The organism is Klebsiella sp., assembly GCF_027492335.1.
GTDB classification, from domain to species: Bacteria; Pseudomonadota; Gammaproteobacteria; order Enterobacterales; family Enterobacteriaceae; genus Klebsiella; species Klebsiella huaxiensis.
Map to the genome: position 1 here is coordinate 31,179 of NZ_JAPUEW010000077.1, position 16,182 is coordinate 47,360.

The following is a 16,182-nucleotide window of genomic DNA, read 5'->3' on the forward strand; positions in this document are numbered from 1 at the left end:
GTAGCCCGGACAGATGCGCAGCATCGCCTCCGGGAAGATTCTGCAACGCTCTGCCGCCTTCCTCCCGGAGGTTGGTTTGTCAGAAGAAAGACTTAAACCGCACCCGCGCACCATAGCGCTCATCAGTATTGCCGGTTTTCGCTGCTGACGAATCCAGCCACGACGCATAGGCTCCGAGGTAAATATTAAAATTCGGCATATCCATAATATTCGGCAGTTGCCACGAAGTATGAATGGTATGGATGTCGTAGCGTCCTGGAGCCAGAATCGCGCAATCGCCATCACACTCGGCACTCACGCCAGACATATTAAACTGGTCGATTTTGTTATGCGCATAGATATAGCCCAGCTCTACGCGGTGCCATAACGCATTGATCCCGGCGCTGAAATCTTTTTCATCCGCCGCATCCAGATACGCGGTACTCACATTTACCACCGCTCCGTTTTCGGCATCAGTTTTCAGCGTATTCCAGCTCATCGTCATACCATATCCGGTACGACTGGACTGATCGACCCAGCGACCATGCTGGTTCTGATAACCGTAGGCGTTATTCACGAGGTTGCTCTCCATCGCCGCGGCCACCGACCATGGGCCGGATTGCCAGGACGCGACAGGGCGCACGTAAACCACATTTTTACGGTTATCCAGCGCGTTGCCGTGATAGTTCTGATCCACAAACAGCGAACTGCCGTCCTCCACCAGCGTATTGACCTCAAAATACCAGTTATCAAGGTTTTTACTGAGCAGGAAGTTGCCGCCGCTGCTGCTACGCCCGCGTCCTTCTTTCATCATGTAAATATAGCCGTAGCCGTCGCTATATAGATCATTGGCGGTGTTGCCGGAATACTCAATAAAGGTATCCTGATTCAGCGGGAACATATCGTAAGCTTCAAAGCGCCCAATTTTAATTTTCCAGTCGTCATCCTGACCAAAGAAAAATGCCGCATCATCAAGATTCATTTTACCATTCATATCCGCCAGCGGCTGGACGCTAAACCCAGCATACTTACCGTTAGCGCCTTTACGCATTCCATCAAAGCCCAGAAGGATACGTCCGTTAATATCCCAACGCTCTTTATCTCCCGGCGCCCAGTTTTTATTTGCGCTGGTTTTTATCGACGTTAAACTACCGGTTCGACTAGCACCGTCCATATTAAACTCAACGTCGCCATAGAATTTTAACTCGCCATAATCATTAAGCTGCAAAGTGGGTTTGGTCGGTGCGGCACTGACCACTGCTACTGGCGTCTCCTGGCCTTTCAGCGCACGGATTTCCGCCTCCGCGCTGGCCGCCCGCTGTTCGGTCGCCTTTAGCCGTTGTTCCATTTGTGCCAGCCGTTCCTCAAGGGATAACGGTGCCTGTGCATTAGCCAGAGGAGTAAATAAAGACGTCAGAAAACACCCGACCCAGATTTTATTCATCGGTAAACCCTTTTATTAAATTAAGTTTTTATTTATAGGTAAAACACGACAATAATAACCCACCATCGTCGAAGACGGGTTATTAACGACTATGCCCGTCATACTTCAAGTTGCAGGTGCGTTAGCTCTCCTGCAACTCGAATTATTTAGGGCGTATTCAATAAAGATTATTCCAGCTGCCATGCTCCCGCTTCAGTTAAAAATGCAGAACCGCTCCAGGCAAATAAAGATAATTCACGATTGTCTGCATCCGGATATATACGACTGCTGAGGCAAGCCTCGCCATCATTAACAAACACTTCTACGGAAGAACTATCGAAGAATATCCTTAACTTCAGCTCTGCCCCAGCAGTCATCGGTACGCTACGTACCCCACACAGGCCATACAGCGGATAATGACGCTCCAGTACCAGGCGCTGCATCTGCGCATCCACGTATACGCGCAGACCATCGCCAAAACTCATACCGTACTGCTCAGCGCTGCTGCTGGCGCAATCCCAGTTCAGGATGACCTCCATGGCTTCACAGTTTTCCACCATCGTGGTCTTCTGGTTTTTCAGGGTCGTCACCGGCCACGGGAACCAGGCGCCACGCATGCTCTCGACCTCTTTAGCCGGACGCATCTGCAGGCGGTTATCCGTACTCAAGCTCAGCTCGCGCGGTAGCGAAAGCATACCCGACCAGCCATCCTGCTGCTCCGGCTGCGGCGATTCCCACATATCCAGCCAGCCAATGACGATACGGCGACCATCCGGGGTGAGAAAGCTCTGCGGGGCATAAAAATCGTGCCCATGATCCATCTCAACAAATTCCCCCTCGCGAACAAACGCCTGCCCCGGCCGCCAGTCGCCGAGCAGATAGCCGCTCTGGAACAGGTTACGGTTCTGATAGCCTTTTGCCGCAATCCCCTGCGGGGAAAACATCAATATGTGTTTACCATTGAGAGTGAAAAAGTCCGGGCACTCCCACATATAACCCATCTCTTTTTCCGCCTCGTCGAGAACGCCCGCGTCCTGCCACTGGCGCAGGTCGCTTGAACGATACAGCCGCACCTGACCGGTATCGCCATCGCGAGCGCCGACGATCATGTACCAGCACTCCCCTTCCCGCCACACTTTCGGGTCGCGGAAATGGTGCATGCCCGGTGGGGTATCAACCACGATCCCCTGGCGCTCAAAGTGAATACCGTCGCGGCTGGTCGCCAGACACTGCACCTGATAGAGATTAGCCTCATCGCTGGCGTCACCGTGGAATTTATGCCCGGTATAAATCAGCGCCAGCGTATCGCCATCCACCACAGCAGAGCCGGAGAAGCACCCATCTTTATCCTCCGGACCTTCCGGAGCCAGCGCTACCGGCAGATGCTCCCAGTGCACCAAATCTTTACTGCGCGCGTGCCCCCAGTGCATCGGCCCCCACTGGGTTGAGTACGGGTGATGCTGGTAAAAAGCGTGATACCAGCCGTCAAACCACACCAGGCCGTTAGGATCGTTGATCCAGCCCGCGCGGGCGGCCAGGTGATAGCGCGGATACCAGCGCAAGTTCAGCGCCTCGCGTTTAGCCTGTAATTCCTGTTCAGCGTTGGCAATTGTGTACGTCATAGTCTTCACTCTTTTGATTCAGATAGCGGTGGGCTGCGAGACCAGCGGGTCCGGCGAGGACTTACTGGAACGCAACAAGAAGATAGAGATAAAGGTGGTGCAGAACACCAGCAGTCCCATAATCAGATAGGACTGGGCAAAACCGTATTTCTCGTAGCTATAGCCCGCCAGCGGCGAGAGTATCGTGGCGATAACCGAGCTGGTGCAGGCAAAGCCCACCAGATACAGCGTGGATGAAAGACGCTTGTCGAAGTTTAAGCTGTTGTATTTAAAGATAGAGACCAGCAGTACCGGCAGTTCGACCGCGTGCAGCAGTTTGGTAATAGAGATAAGCAGCGGCCCTTCCACCAGCCCGGAAGCGACCATACGCATCGCCATCACCATTCCGGCGAAGATCAGGCCGTTTTTCGCGCCAATGCGGTTAACCAACCACGGGGCGCAGAACATGCCCGCAGCTTCAAGAAATACCTGGAACGAATTCAGATAGCCATACATCGCGTTCCCTTCCTGCAGCGTCGGGAACTGTGAGGAGAAATAGACCGGAAACTGCTGGTCGTAAACGCCGTAGATGCAGGTACCGATCACAAAGAATACCAGCGCCCAGAAACGCGGCAGGGTCAGCAGGCGCAGCGCATCTTCCAGCGTCACTTTACCGCCCGCCACCGCTTCATCCATCGCCTGTGACGCAGAGAAAACCCGCAGCCGCGCCAGTAAAATAAAGAACACCAGACCGGAGCAACTGGCTACTGCAAAGTTTAAATGCGGGTTAATGTTGAACAGCAAACCGGCAAAGAACGTCGCCACCGCCCAGCCCAGCGAACCCCACATCCGCGCCTTGCCGAATTCAAACTGGCTCTGGCGCGCTACACGCTCGGTATAAGATTCCAGCACGCCGATGCCGCCGTTAAAGGTCAGGCCGATATAAATCCCGCCAAAAATACTGCCGAGTAACACGTTAATTTTCAGCAGGTAGCCAAACAGCATATAGGCCGGGCCGGAGAGGATCAGCAGAACGGTGATGTACCAGAGCAGATTCTTACGCAGGCCGAGCTTGTCCTGAATAAAGCCGTAGCAAACCTGAGCAAACAACGCAGAGACGGAGAGCACCGCGTAAATAAAACCGGTGTCTCCCGGTTTCAGACCCACTTCCTGATTCAACCAGATAGAAAGTAGAGAGCCTGAAGAGGACCAGGTGACAAAAAAGAAGAACAGTAACGCACTGAGTAATGGGTAGCTGTGGGAGCGATGCGCTTTCATCATGACATTCTCATGTTGGAGTAATGCTGATATGGTAACGTTAACAAAAAACAGAACTCATGTCGTTTTGCTGAGATTCATGATGTTAATCACAAAAGTTAACGTTAACATAACGAGAGTGCGATCGCGATCAAATATTCCTCGCCTGCGCACGCGCTACGTGTACGATAGAATATCGTATGATCCTTTTACATCAGTAACTTAGTTAAAACCCGTTGCCGACGGCGAGGGTGGAGCACTCAATATGGCATCCCTGAAAGATGTGGCAAAGCTGGCGAATGTGTCGTTGATGACGGTATCGCGAGCGCTGAATAGCCCGGAAAGACTGAAACCGGAGACCCTGGTTCGCGTTCAGGCCGCGATTGAACAGACCAATTACGTCCCCGACCTGTCAGCGAAAAAAATCCGCGGCGCTCACGCCACGCCAAATACCATTGGGGTGCTGGCGCTGGATACCGTCACTACGCCCTTCTCGGTGGAGATCACGCTGTCTATTGAAGAAACCGCCCGGGCACACGGCTGGAACAGCTTTGTGGTTAACATGTTTTCCGATGATAGCCCGGAAACCATTGTCGATTTGCTGCTTTCCCACCGCCCGGACGGGATTATCTACACCACCATGGGCCTGCGGCAGGTACCGCTTCCGGCCAAGCTGTTAACCCTTCCCTGCGTACTGGCCAACTGCGAAAGTCTGCACGATCCGGTCGCCAGCTATATTCCGGATGATGAACAAGGACAATACACGGCGGTGCAGGCCTTGCTGGCTGCGGGCTACCGTCGTCCACTGTGTCTGCATCTACCGGCCAACCATCTCGCAACCGTCCGCCGCCGTCAGGGGCTGGAGCGTGCCTGCCGGGAGGCTAATATCGATCCTGACACGCTTGATCACAGCTATATGGCGTACGGCGATGAGCACTATCGCGATATTCCCGCTGTCGTGCTGGCACATATTCAGCAGCAAAAGCCGCACTTTGACTCGGTGATTTGCGGCAACGACCGTATCGCATTTATGGTTTATCAGACGCTGTTGGCGCAGGGGTTGCGCATTCCGCAGGATGTAGCTGTCGTGGGTTACGACAATATGGTGGGGATCGGCGATCTGTTCCTACCGCCGCTGTCAACGGTGCAGCTCCCGCATTATGACATCGGGCGCCTGAGCGCCCTGCATATCATTAACGGCGACAGCCATCGGGAAACGGTACGTGTTGCCAGCCCGTGGCTGCCGCGCGAGTCGCTGTAATTAATTGCCGATATTGCGCAGCTTCTCGCCGGACATCAGCTTACGTTCGATATGCTCCAGGGTGACGTTTTTGGTTTCCGGAATCAGCCAGAAAGTCACACCGATAAAGGCGATGTTCAGCGCAGTGTAGAGCCAGAAGGTTCCCGCCGCGCCGATTGAATCAAGCAAGGTCAGGAATGTCGCGCCGATAATCATGTTCGACACCCAGTTGGTGGTGGTTGAACAGGTAATGCCGAAGTCGCGGCATTTCAGCGGCTGAATTTCCGAACACAGGATCCACACCACCGGCGCGGCGCTCATCGCATAGCCTGCGATGCACATCATGGTCATACCCACCGACAGCCAGGAAAGTCCGCTGGAGGCGGTGCCGTTATCAAACTGCATCAGGCAGTAACCCAGCACCAGAGTGCCGATAGCCATAACGCTAAAACCGATTTTCAGCGCCGGTTTACGCCCAGCCTTATCGACGGTGAAGACCGCGATAAAGGTGGCGAACATAAAGGTCAGGCCAACCACCAGCGTCGCCACCATCTGCTGCTCGGTGGTGGTGAAACCGGCCATTTTGAAAATGCGTGGCGCGTAGTACATGATGATATTCATACCGGTAAACTGTTGCATGGCCTGCAACAACATGCCGAGGAATACCGCGCGGCGCACGTTACGGTTGATTTTAAACAGCGCCCAGCCGCCCTGTTTTAGCTTCAGGCTTTCACGAATTTCGTTCAGCTCATCACGGGCTTTTTCCGAGGTATCGCGCAGCATCCGCAGCACCTCTTCCGCTTCCACATGACGTCCTTTTTCCGCCAGCCAGCGTGGGCTGTTAGGCAGGAAGACCACCAGCACAATCAGTACCACTGCCGGTAATGCCAGCACGCCCAGCATCGCCCGCCAGTTGCCGCTGTAGCTAAACGCGGTATCGGAGAGGAACGCCATCACGATCCCCAGCGTCACCATCAGCTGATACATACTGATCATCTTGCCGCGCACGTTTTCACTCGCCATTTCAGACAGATACAGCGGCGCGGTATAGGAGGCGATACCCACGGCAACGCCAAGAATCACCCTTGCCACCAGCAGCATTTCGACACTGGCGGCAAAAGCGGAACCGATAGAACCAGCAACAAACAGTACGGCGCCAACCATCAGACTGTATTTACGCCCGAGACGGAACGAGAGCCAACCGTTAAATAACGCGCCGATAGCGGCCCCCAGCATCATGCTGCTCACCACCCACTCCTGCAGGCGGCTGGATAACACAAAATGATCGGTAATAAAGGGCAGCGCCCCGGCAATCACCCCAATATCGAGGCCAAATAACAATCCCGCCACCGCTGCGGCAATCGAGACAAACTGATTCATGCGCCGGGTATCGCGCTGCGTACGCGGCATTGTTGTAGAGTCGTTACTAATTGAAGTCATTTTTTCCTGCCAGACAGAGTAAGACATACGATGAAAGTACGGGATCGACAGGCTAAGGTGTCAGGCAGGACAAGCCAAAGATATGGATTAATTTGCTACACATAATCATTTTGTGATGGACATTCAACTTTCAAAAGTACAGAAAACAATCATGCCATTATCGAAACATCCCATTACACATAGCCATTAAGCAAAAAAACAAATAAACCATATGGACTATTCTAATTTCATGATATGGACAATTATTGTTAAGGCATAAAAAAACCCTGCCGAAGCAGGGTTCGCTATTGCACTAAAGCGGAGCTAAAAATTAGCGCGCCAGCCAGCCGCCATCAACCGCCACGGTGTAGCCATTGATGTAGTCAGAAGCGCTGGAAGCCAGGAATACCACCGGCCCCATCAGGTCGCTCGGCAGGCCCCAACGCCCTGCCGGGATGCGGTCAAGGATCTCGCTGCTGCGCTGTTCATCAGCACGCAGCTGCTGGGTGTTGTTGGTCGCCATATAGCCCGGCGCAAGCGCGTTCACGTTGATACCATGCTTCGCCCACTCGTTGGCCAGCAGACGGGTCACGCCCATCACCGCGCTTTTGGACGCGGTGTAAGACGGCACGCGGATCCCGCCCTGGAAGGAGAGCATGGATGCGATGTTAATGATCTTGCCGCCGTTGCCCTGAGCGATAAAGTGCTTCGCCGCCGCCTGAGACATAAAGAACACACTCTTAATGTTCAGGTTCATCACGTCGTCCCAGTTTTTCTCGCTAAACTCGATAGCGTCTTCACGACGAATCAGACCAGCGTTGTTCACCAGGATGTCGATATGACCAAATTCAGCCACCGCACGCTCCAGCAGCTGCGGAATGCCGTCAATCTGGCGCAGATCTGCGGTCAGGCTAAGAAAACGACGGCCCAGCGCGGTAACGCGTTCAATGGTTTCCGTCGGTTCAACAATATTGATACCCACGATATCGCAGCCAGCTTCCGCCAGACCGACCGCCATGCCCTGGCCCAGACCGGTATCACAACCGCTGACAACAGCCACTTTGCCCTGTAGGGAGAATGCATCGAGAATCATACTTTGTTCCTTAATCTTTCAGAGCCTGTAGGCACAGGCAAGGTTCTATTGGTCCAGCCTGCTGCTTGCACAGACCCTTATGGTTTTAAGAACTCTATAGGGATTTACTCATAAAAATAAAACAGAGTTCCGTTTTACAGTGAGCACATCTTAGCCCTGGCTAAAGTCATTTTCAATTATTATTAAAACGTTGTTTCAATTTTAAGGTGAGTAAATCATAAAAATGCAAAACAGATCACGAAGCGTTGTGCCATCGGCAAAAGAAAATCAATTTAAATCAATAAAATACAATGAGTTACAACACCTTTAAAAAATGACAGTAGATCATAAAAAAACGACCATAAAACAAAGGTGATCCCAGTATCTGCTGGACAGGCGACAAAAAAGTGCGATCCAGAGCGGGAAGTTGTTGCGAATTGCGTCCACCATCACAAATAATGAAACGATGTTTTGATAAATTAACACCTATCTTTTAAATCAACTTCCACTGACCGGCTCACGCAGGCTGGCGACATCTCAGGAAGGAAAAGGAGTACATCATGGCTAAAGGCATGCGGGTTAAATTGAATTATGAAGTCAGCCGCGATCCGGACACCGGCGCGGAGATCACCCGCTTAACCCCACCGGAAGTGACCTGTCATCGTAACTATTTCTATCAGAAGTGTTTTTTCAATGATGGCAGCCATTTGCTGTTTGCCGGCGAGTTCGACGGCAACTGGAACTACTATCTGCTGGATCTGGCGAAAGCCGAGGCGGTTCAGCTAACGGAAGGTGCCGGTGACAATACTTTTGGCGGTTTCCTTTCCCCGGATGATAAATCCCTCTATTACGTGAAGAACGACCGTACACTGCTGGAAGTTAACCTCACCACCCTGCAAGAGCGTGAAGTTTACCGCGTTGCCGATGAGTGGGTTGGTTACGGTACCTGGGTCGCTAACAGCGATTGCACCAAACTGGTTGGCATCGAGATCGCCAAAAGCGACTGGACGCCGCTCAATGACTGGCAGATTTTCCACGATTTCTTCCACAAAGGCCCCCACTGCCGCCTGCTGCGCGTCGATCTGCAAACCGGTGAAAGCAGCGTGATCCACGAAGAGAAAAAATGGCTCGGTCACCCGATTTATCGTCCTTTCGATGACAACACGGTCGCTTTCTGTCATGAAGGTCCGCACGACCTGGTGGATGCGCGGATGTGGATGGTGAATGAAGACGGCAGCAACGTGCGCAAAGTCAAAGAGCATGCCGAAGGCGAAAGCTGCACCCACGAATTCTGGGTGCCGAACGGCTCCGCGCTGGTATACGTCTCTTATCTGAAGGGGCAGCAGGGCCGCACAATTTATAGCTTCAATCCGGATACCGGCGTCAATGAAGCGGTGATGCAGATGCCAGCCTGTTCGCATCTGATGAGTAACTTCGACGGCACCATGCTGGTGGGCGATGGTTCCGGTACCCCGGTGGATGTAAAAGACACCAGTGGCTACACCATTGATAACGATCCGTATCTATACGCATTTGACGTCGCGAAGCAGGCATATTTCCGCATCGCGCGTCACGATACCTCATGGGCAACGGTGGCCAATAGTCGCCAGGTGACCCACCCACATCCGTCCTTTACGCCGGATGATAGCGCCATTTTGTTCAGTTCCGATAAAGACGGCAAACCTGCCGTTTATATTGCGAAGCTGCCATCGCATCCTGAGATGCTGAAGGCATAGCGTTAACCACTGTTTGAGTTAGTGTTTCTGTAACTGGCCTTGCCCTCCTTTTGGAGGGCTTTTTTATGCCCGGCGTATTTCCCGGATCGTGGTAACTATCCCGGAGGCGGCGCAATGCGCCTGTCCGGGCTACATTATGTGCATATGGGGTAGCCCGGACAGGTGCGCAGCACCGCCTCCGGGAAGATGGGTTAATACAAACAGAAAACCCCGGCTGACTGCTCCGGGGAAAACGATGAGGACGTTTTTATTTTAGAATGAGTAAGCAACACCCACGCGGAAGCGGGTCTGGCGGTCGCTACGGTCGTTGACGCCGACGTTGCCGAGTTCGCCGTACGGCGCCCAGTTTTTATCTAGCTTATAAGCGACCTTGAGGTTGTATTCCTGAGAGTACGGTTTATTGTCGTTACGTTTAACCCCTTCGGTACTGCGCGCATAAACGTAGTTCAGCTCAGCACGCCAGTCGCCCAGGACGTAACCGGCCCACGCATCGCCACGGTTTACCTTATCATCGTCTTTGCCTGCATTCGCCGGATAACGGGTGTAGTCATAACGGTAGCGGGCAGCAACGTAGAAGCCGTTATCGAAGCTGTACTGTACGCGCAGATTCGGTTTATAGATTGAGCGGCTATCGTTACTTTCAATCGCAAACCCGGGCGTTACTGAGAAGTTTTTATCCGCCTTCCACTGCCAGCTAATGGTCTCTTCATGACCATTACCGACGAAATCTGAATAAGGCTGGCTGGTGTTTTCACCGCCCGACTTCCACTTAGCCTCAACGGAGAAGCCAAAGCCGTTAGCGAAACGATGGGAGACGGAAACGCGGTCAGCGTTGCTCTTGTCCGATTTTCCACCATCAATGAATTCGTGACGTAAATCCACCGTGACTGCTGAAGCCGCGAAAGACATGCCACAGAGTGCAGCAAGGGCCAGAGATCTTGCAAACATAAAATACCCCTTATAATTAAAATATCGTTTCGTTTTTATGAAACTGTATTTTATTTTTTAGGCAATGATGTTTTAGTGATCGAGATCGTAATTATTTGTTTCAAAAAAGGTGGCACGTAAAGACGTGACAAAGCTCAACAAAATAGAGCGTTATGGAGGGATTTTGCGAAGGAAAAAAAGCTTGCTGATAAAAAACAAAAAAGCCTCCATTAAGGAGGCCTGGAAACTCACATCAGAAAGGGCTTATTCTCGTTCAACCGCCAGCGCCACGCCCTGACCGCCGCCGATACACAGCGTGGCAAGCCCTTTACGGGAATCGCGTTTAATCATCTCATGGACCAGGGAAACCAGTATGCGGCAACCAGATGCACCAATCGGGTGGCCGAGAGCAATCGCACCACCGTTCACGTTCACCCGCCGTTCATCCCACTCCAGCACCCTTCCCACCGAAATGGCCTGGGCCGCAAAAGCTTCGTTGGCTTCGATAAGATCGACTTCGTCCAACCTCCAGCCCGCCCTTTCCAGACAGCGACGGGTGGCGTGTACCGGTGCGATACCCATCAGCGCCGGATCGACGCCTACGCTTGCAAACGCGCGGATCCGCGCCAGAACCGGCAGCCCCAACTCTTGAGCTTTAGATTCGCTCATCATCATCACCGCCGCCGCGCCATCATTAATACTCGACGCATTGCCTGCAGTGACCGATCCCAGCCGGTCGAAGGTCGGAAGCAAGCTGGCCAGCGCTTCAGCGCTGGCGTCAACTCGCGGCTGTTCATCGGTATCCACCAGCCGAGGAATTCCGTTGAGCTCAGTGGTCACCGGAACTATCTCATCGCGAAAACGACCGGAATCGATAGCCCGCCGCGCTTTATGCTGCGAACTAAGCGCCCAGGCATCCTGCAGCTCGCGACTGATGCCATACTCTCGGGCCAGGTTCTCCGCTGTCACGCCCATATGATAATCATTGAACGCATCCCACAGACCATCGTGAACCAGGCTATCAATAAGCTGACTGTTGCCCAACTGCGCGCCGGTCCGGCTATCGGTAAGCACGTGCGGGGCGCGGCTCATATTCTCCTGACCTCCGGCGATCACCACGTCCGCTTCGCCGCACTGGATAGCCTGAGTCGCCAGGTGCAGCGCTTTCAACCCTGAGCCACAGACGTCATTAATGGTTATCGCAGAAACGGTATTGGGCAGCCCGCCGCGGATCGCCGACTGACGCGCCGGATTTTGTCCGGTTCCTGCGGTCAAGACCTGGCCGAGGATCACCTCATCAATACTTTGGGGGTCGACGCCGCTGCGCTCGATTAAAGCCTTCACCACCACGCTGCCCAGTTCCACCGCCGAATGACGCGACAGCGTACCCTGAAAACAGCCTATTGGCGTTCGCAACGCGCCGACGATTACGACATCTTTCATCCTCTACCCCTGCTCTGCCTCTGCGCAAAGAAACAGCATCATAGTAGTGAATTGTTATCAAAAAATTTCGTAATTGTTTAAAAAAAGTGAGGGGAATCACAAAGATTATGGGCGATTTTAGCCCTCATGTCCTTGTAGATGCTGGCGCAGCCAGCTTCCCGCTTCTCCTGGCGGCGCTTTTTTATTCCACAGTAAATCGGTGGAAATCACCCGTGGCCAACCGGCAATATCCAGCGCCACCAGGCTGCCGCTACCAGCAAACTCCTGCACCAGCGCGCTGGGCAAAATACACCATCCCAGTCCCTGAGCCGCCATGCTGAACAGCAGCAGATAGTTAGGCGCTGACCATACTAATCCGCGCGCGGGTTCCGCACTATTTTCCAGATAGGTGCTCAGGCGCAGCTCGCGCCAGCTGAGTAGCTCATCCCGGGTCACCCTGCCCTGAGTCGCCAGCGGGTGCCGGGGAGCAACAAAGATGGCCATTTCGGTTTGCATCGGCAACCGGATACTGCCGATGTCCGTCGGGTAGCTATCCCTGGCCTCAATCAGCCCCACCTGCGCGCGCTCTTTTTGCAGCAGGTCGACAACATCCTCATCTTCACCAATCAGGCACTCAAATTCGGTATGTGGAAAACGGCGGTCAAACTGCGCCAGCAGATCTTCAAGCACATCGGGATGCAGCGTATCGGAAAGCACAAAAGTCAGCCGTGCCTCCGTTTTACCGGAGAGCGAAATCGCCAGCTCATCCAGCCTGTCGCTGGCCGCCAGAATGGCTTTGACATAGCTCAGTACCTGTTCACCCTGCGGCGTGAGCGTCGGTTGCCGGGAGCTGCGATCGAAGAGCGTCACGCCAAGATCGGCTTCCAGGTTAGCAATCGCCGTACTGATGGTGGACTGACTTTTCCGCAGCCGCCTCGCCGCAGCGGAAAACGAACCGCAGGCGACGGTTTCGACAAAAGCGGTTAAGGCTTCGGGAGAATAGCGCATGAACTATCTACTTTATCGATGGGTACTATCTTTTGTTTATCATATTTTTCCATAAAATGCCGGGTAAATTCTTATTAAGGCCAGAGGTAACAAGCCATGCAACAACATAACGTACAGCGTAAAACGCTGACGGAACGCGTCATCCACGCGATCAGCTTTGAAGGTCTCGCGACCCTGATTCTCGCCCCTACTGCCGCATGGCTGATGCAGCGTTCGGTCGTTGAGATGGGCGGACTGAGTATTCTGCTGGCGACTGTCGCGATGATCTGGAACATCATCTATAACACCATTTTCGACCGCCTGTGGCCGGTGTCGCGCGTGGTGCGTAACCTGCGCGTCCGTGCACTACACGCAATCGGCTTTGAGTCGGGTTTTATCATCATCGGCGTAACCCTCGTCGCGCTGGTGCTCGGCGTCTCGCTGTTGCAGGCATTTATGCTGGAAATCGGCTTTATGCTGTTCTTCCTGCCCTACACCATGGCGTTTAACTGGGCCTGGGATACGCTGCGCGAGCGCGTCTTCAAGCATCGCCAGCAACGCATTATCGCCCGTAGCTAACCTTTTGGCGGATCGCCGGTACGTTAATCGACGATCCGCCGCTTCATTTATCCACCAGAAACTATCGCCGCAGACGAATCATAAATGTGATAAATTGCACTCCTTTTTGTTCGTTTTCTGGTTGATAAAGTCGCATAATGTCTAAAATTTGGTCTAAAGAAGAAACTCTTTGGAGTTTTGCCTTATATGGCACTGCTGTAGGCGCTGGCACGTTATTCTTGCCGATCCAACTGGGATCCGCTGGCGCTATCGTTCTGTTCATCACCGCACTGGTCGCCTGGCCGCTAACTTACTGGCCGCATAAAGCACTGAGCCAGTTCATTCTCTCCGCCAAAATCGCACCAGGCGCTGGCATTACCGGGGCCGTTAATCACTATTACGGAAAAAAGATCGGTAACCTGATTACCGGGCTCTATTTCCTCGCCTTTTTCGTAGTCATCCTGATCTATGCCGTCGCCATCACTAACTCGCTGGCCGAGCAGTTAGCCAGGCATGTGCCCATTACGTCTGGCGTGCGGGCGCTGCTCAGCCTGAGCGTGGTGCTAGTGCTCAATCTGATCTTTTTGATGGGCCGCCATATCACTATCAAAGTGATGGGTTTTTTAGTGTTCCCGCTGATCGCCTGCTTCCTGTTCCTCTCCATCTATCTGATTGGCAGCTGGCAGCCGGAGTATCTGACCAGTCAAATACAACTGACCTCGCACACGTTCCACCAAATCTGGATCTCCATTCCCGTGATGGTTTTCGCTTTTAGCCATACGCCAATTATTTCGACTTTTGCTATTGATCAGCAGGAGAAATACGGCGAGCAGGCCATGGGTAAATGCAAAAAAATCATGAAGGTGGCCTACACCCTCATCTGCGCAAGCGTACTGTTTTTCGTTTTTAGCTGCTTGCTGTCGATACCGACAACTTATATTGAGACCGCTCGTAACGAAGGGGTGACAATTCTCTCCGCGTTGTCGATGATGCCAGGCTCACCGGCATGGCTGGCGGTCACCGGGATTATCGTGGCGGTAGTGGCAATGTCGAAGTCCTTCCTGGGCACTTATTTTGGGGTGATTGAAGGGGCCAGTGAAATCGTCAAGACGTCGCTCGGCCAGATTGGCATTCGTAAAAGCCGCGCGTTTAATCGGGCGATGTCGATCCTGCTGGTTTCGACGCTAACCTTTGTCGTCTGCTTTATCAATCCCAACGCTATCTCGATGATTTATGCCATCAGCGGTCCACTCATCGCGATGATTCTGTTTATCATGCCGACCCTGTCGACCTACCTTATTCCAGCGCTAAAGCCTTACCGCTCAGTGGGTAACTTTATTACCCTGGTCATCGGTTTGCTGTGCGTTTCGGTGATGTTCTTCAGTTGATCCCCCGTGCGGCGAAGGCTCTCTTTCGCCGCACTTTCTGCCAATATTCTTATCTCCCCAATCCTCCTGACGGGCATACACTTAGAGCCTGCACACCATCAGGGGGAGTTTCTATGTCCAGCGTACAATTATCCGGAACCGGCACCTTAGGCGATCGTCAGGTTTATCGCCTGGGATACGGGGCAATGCAGCTTGCAGGACCGGGCGTCTTTGGTCAGCCAAAAGATCCTGAGACGGCTATCCGCGTGCTGCAAGAAGCCGTCGCCTCGGGGGTTAATCACATCGATACCTCCGATTTTTACGGCCCGCATGTCACTAATCAACTGATTCGCAAAGCGCTACATCCCTATTCTGACGAGCTATGCATCGTCACCAAAGTCAGCGCTCGCCGTGATGAAAAAGGCAATTGGTTGCCTGCGATGTCCCCCGCAGAACTGACCCAGGCGGTGGAAGATAACCTGCGCAATCTGGGCCTTGACGTTCTGGAGGTGGTGAATCTGCGCAGTATGCTCAGCGCTCATGGCCCGGTTGAAGGTTCGCTGGAAGGGCCATTAACCACGCTGCTGGAGCTTAAAGAGCGCGGGTTAATTCGCCATATCGGGCTAAGTAACGTCACCGCTAAACAGGTGGCGGATGCACAAAAACTCACGCCCATCGTCTGCGTGCAGAACCAATATAATGTCGCGAATCGTCAGGATGATCCGCTTATCGATGCGCTTGCGGCGCAGAATATCGCCTGGGTGCCGTTCTTCCCGCTCGGCGGTTTCACGCCGCTGCAGGCGCAAGAGCTTAATGACGTCGCCGCAGCTTTGGACGCCACGCCAATGCAGGTCGCGCTGGCCTGGCTGCTACAGCGCTCGCCGAATATCCTGCTCATCCCCGGCACCTCTTCGCTACAACATCTGCGGGAAAACCTTGCCGCCGCTGAATTAATCCTGCCGGCCGATGCCCTGGCCACTCTGGATAACCTCCAACCGCAATCCTGATTTTCAGGCTTCTACAAATGAAAATTTGCCGAAGCCTGCTCCTTAATATTTGCCTGGAATTACCTTAAAGCCACAGGCACTATACATCCTACAAATTAGCGTTATTCTCTGACGGATAACCCTAAATACCCTAAATAATTCGAGTTGCTTAAAGGCGGCAAGGGAGTGAGTCCCCAGGAGCATAGAT

The 16,182-nt window shown here is 53.1% G+C and carries 13 protein-coding genes; 5 read left to right on the forward strand and 8 right to left on the reverse strand.

The window, feature by feature from the left end; all coding sequences use genetic code 11:
* Positions 1–79: 79 nt before the first annotated feature.
* The 3 genes from QVF11_RS23005 to QVF11_RS23015 form a co-directional block, all read right to left on the reverse strand.
* Positions 80–1,423, reverse strand: a complete 1,344-nt coding sequence (locus QVF11_RS23005) for a carbohydrate porin (protein ID WP_287859459.1) — start codon at positions 1,421–1,423, stop codon at positions 80–82.
* A 167-nt stretch (positions 1,424–1,590) separates the two neighbouring features.
* A complete protein-coding gene (locus tag QVF11_RS23010; protein WP_287859461.1) occupies positions 1,591–3,024 on the reverse strand; it encodes a glycoside hydrolase family 32 protein in 1,434 nt (477 codons plus the stop codon).
* A gap of 18 nt (positions 3,025–3,042) precedes the next feature.
* Complete coding sequence (locus QVF11_RS23015) at positions 3,043–4,284, reverse strand: MFS transporter (protein ID WP_287859464.1); 1,242 nt, start codon at positions 4,282–4,284, stop codon at positions 3,043–3,045.
* 241 nt (positions 4,285–4,525) lie between these two features.
* Here QVF11_RS23015 and QVF11_RS23020 point away from each other — a divergent pair, with 241 nt between their 5' ends.
* Positions 4,526–5,521, forward strand: a complete 996-nt coding sequence (locus QVF11_RS23020; RefSeq protein ID WP_112213981.1) for a LacI family DNA-binding transcriptional regulator — start codon at positions 4,526–4,528, stop codon at positions 5,519–5,521.
* On the opposite strand, the gene araE is transcribed toward QVF11_RS23020, so the two are convergent.
* Both araE and kduD read right to left on the reverse strand, forming a co-directional pair.
* Positions 5,522–6,940 (reverse strand): arabinose-proton symporter AraE, encoded by a 1,419-nt coding sequence (araE, locus tag QVF11_RS23025; RefSeq protein ID WP_112213982.1) that lies wholly within the window; start codon positions 6,938–6,940, stop codon positions 5,522–5,524.
* 310 nt (positions 6,941–7,250) lie between these two features.
* Positions 7,251–8,012, reverse strand: coding sequence for a 2-dehydro-3-deoxy-D-gluconate 5-dehydrogenase KduD (kduD, locus tag QVF11_RS23030; protein ID WP_110276421.1), 762 nt, complete (start codon positions 8,010–8,012; stop codon positions 7,251–7,253).
* Between the two features lie 539 nt (positions 8,013–8,551).
* On the opposite strand from kduD, the gene QVF11_RS23035 reads away from it, so the two are divergent.
* Positions 8,552–9,727 (forward strand): oligogalacturonate lyase family protein, encoded by a 1,176-nt coding sequence (locus QVF11_RS23035; RefSeq protein ID WP_139540185.1) that lies wholly within the window; start codon positions 8,552–8,554, stop codon positions 9,725–9,727.
* Between the two features lie 252 nt (positions 9,728–9,979).
* Here the strand turns inward: QVF11_RS23035 and QVF11_RS23040 are convergent, their stop codons facing one another.
* The 3 genes from QVF11_RS23040 to QVF11_RS23050 form a co-directional block, all read right to left on the reverse strand.
* Positions 9,980–10,675, reverse strand: a complete 696-nt coding sequence (locus tag QVF11_RS23040) for a porin (protein WP_112213984.1) — start codon at positions 10,673–10,675, stop codon at positions 9,980–9,982.
* 243 nt (positions 10,676–10,918) lie between these two features.
* Entirely contained in the window at positions 10,919–12,097 is a 1,179-nt protein-coding gene (locus QVF11_RS23045) for an acetyl-CoA C-acetyltransferase (RefSeq protein WP_112213985.1), read from the reverse strand.
* 117 nt (positions 12,098–12,214) lie between these two features.
* Entirely contained in the window at positions 12,215–13,084 is an 870-nt protein-coding gene (locus QVF11_RS23050; RefSeq protein WP_287859469.1) for a LysR family transcriptional regulator, read from the reverse strand.
* Positions 13,085–13,180: 96 nt separating this feature from the next.
* On the opposite strand from QVF11_RS23050, the gene QVF11_RS23055 reads away from it, so the two are divergent.
* The 3 genes from QVF11_RS23055 (at position 13,181) to QVF11_RS23065 (ending at position 15,995) form a co-directional block, all read left to right on the forward strand.
* Entirely contained in the window at positions 13,181–13,642 is a 462-nt protein-coding gene (locus QVF11_RS23055) for a multidrug/biocide efflux PACE transporter (RefSeq protein WP_142466468.1), read from the forward strand.
* A 137-nt stretch (positions 13,643–13,779) separates the two neighbouring features.
* Positions 13,780–15,009 (forward strand): amino acid permease, encoded by a 1,230-nt coding sequence (locus QVF11_RS23060; protein ID WP_287859475.1) that lies wholly within the window; start codon positions 13,780–13,782, stop codon positions 15,007–15,009.
* 113 nt (positions 15,010–15,122) lie between these two features.
* Positions 15,123–15,995, forward strand: a complete 873-nt coding sequence (locus tag QVF11_RS23065) for an aldo/keto reductase family oxidoreductase (protein WP_287859477.1) — start codon at positions 15,123–15,125, stop codon at positions 15,993–15,995.
* Positions 15,996–16,182 lie beyond the last annotated feature (187 nt).

What these genes read in the sequence shown, in the direction of transcription:
- QVF11_RS23005 (WP_287859459.1), bottom strand. Translation starts at nt 1,423, where the DNA reads ATGAATAAAATCTGGGTCGGGTGTTTTCTGACGTCTTTATTTACTCCT.
- QVF11_RS23045 (WP_112213985.1), bottom strand. Translation starts at nt 12,097, where the DNA reads ATGAAAGATGTCGTAATCGTCGGCGCGTTGCGAACGCCAATAGGCTGT.
- QVF11_RS23010 (WP_287859461.1), bottom strand. Translation starts at nt 3,024, where the DNA reads ATGACGTACACAATTGCCAACGCTGAACAGGAATTACAGGCTAAACGC.
- QVF11_RS23020 (WP_112213981.1), top strand. Translation starts at nt 4,526, where the DNA reads ATGGCATCCCTGAAAGATGTGGCAAAGCTGGCGAATGTGTCGTTGATG.
- QVF11_RS23065 (WP_287859477.1), top strand. Translation starts at nt 15,123, where the DNA reads ATGTCCAGCGTACAATTATCCGGAACCGGCACCTTAGGCGATCGTCAG.
- QVF11_RS23035 (WP_139540185.1), top strand. Translation starts at nt 8,552, where the DNA reads ATGGCTAAAGGCATGCGGGTTAAATTGAATTATGAAGTCAGCCGCGAT.
- QVF11_RS23040 (WP_112213984.1), bottom strand. Translation starts at nt 10,675, where the DNA reads ATGTTTGCAAGATCTCTGGCCCTTGCTGCACTCTGTGGCATGTCTTTC.
- QVF11_RS23015 (WP_287859464.1), bottom strand. Translation starts at nt 4,284, where the DNA reads ATGATGAAAGCGCATCGCTCCCACAGCTACCCATTACTCAGTGCGTTA.
- QVF11_RS23050 (WP_287859469.1), bottom strand. Translation starts at nt 13,084, where the DNA reads ATGCGCTATTCTCCCGAAGCCTTAACCGCTTTTGTCGAAACCGTCGCC.
- QVF11_RS23055 (WP_142466468.1), top strand. Translation starts at nt 13,181, where the DNA reads ATGCAACAACATAACGTACAGCGTAAAACGCTGACGGAACGCGTCATC.
- QVF11_RS23060 (WP_287859475.1), top strand. Translation starts at nt 13,780, where the DNA reads ATGTCTAAAATTTGGTCTAAAGAAGAAACTCTTTGGAGTTTTGCCTTA.
- araE (WP_112213982.1), bottom strand. Translation starts at nt 6,940, where the DNA reads ATGACTTCAATTAGTAACGACTCTACAACAATGCCGCGTACGCAGCGC.
- kduD (WP_110276421.1), bottom strand. Translation starts at nt 8,012, where the DNA reads ATGATTCTCGATGCATTCTCCCTACAGGGCAAAGTGGCTGTTGTCAGC.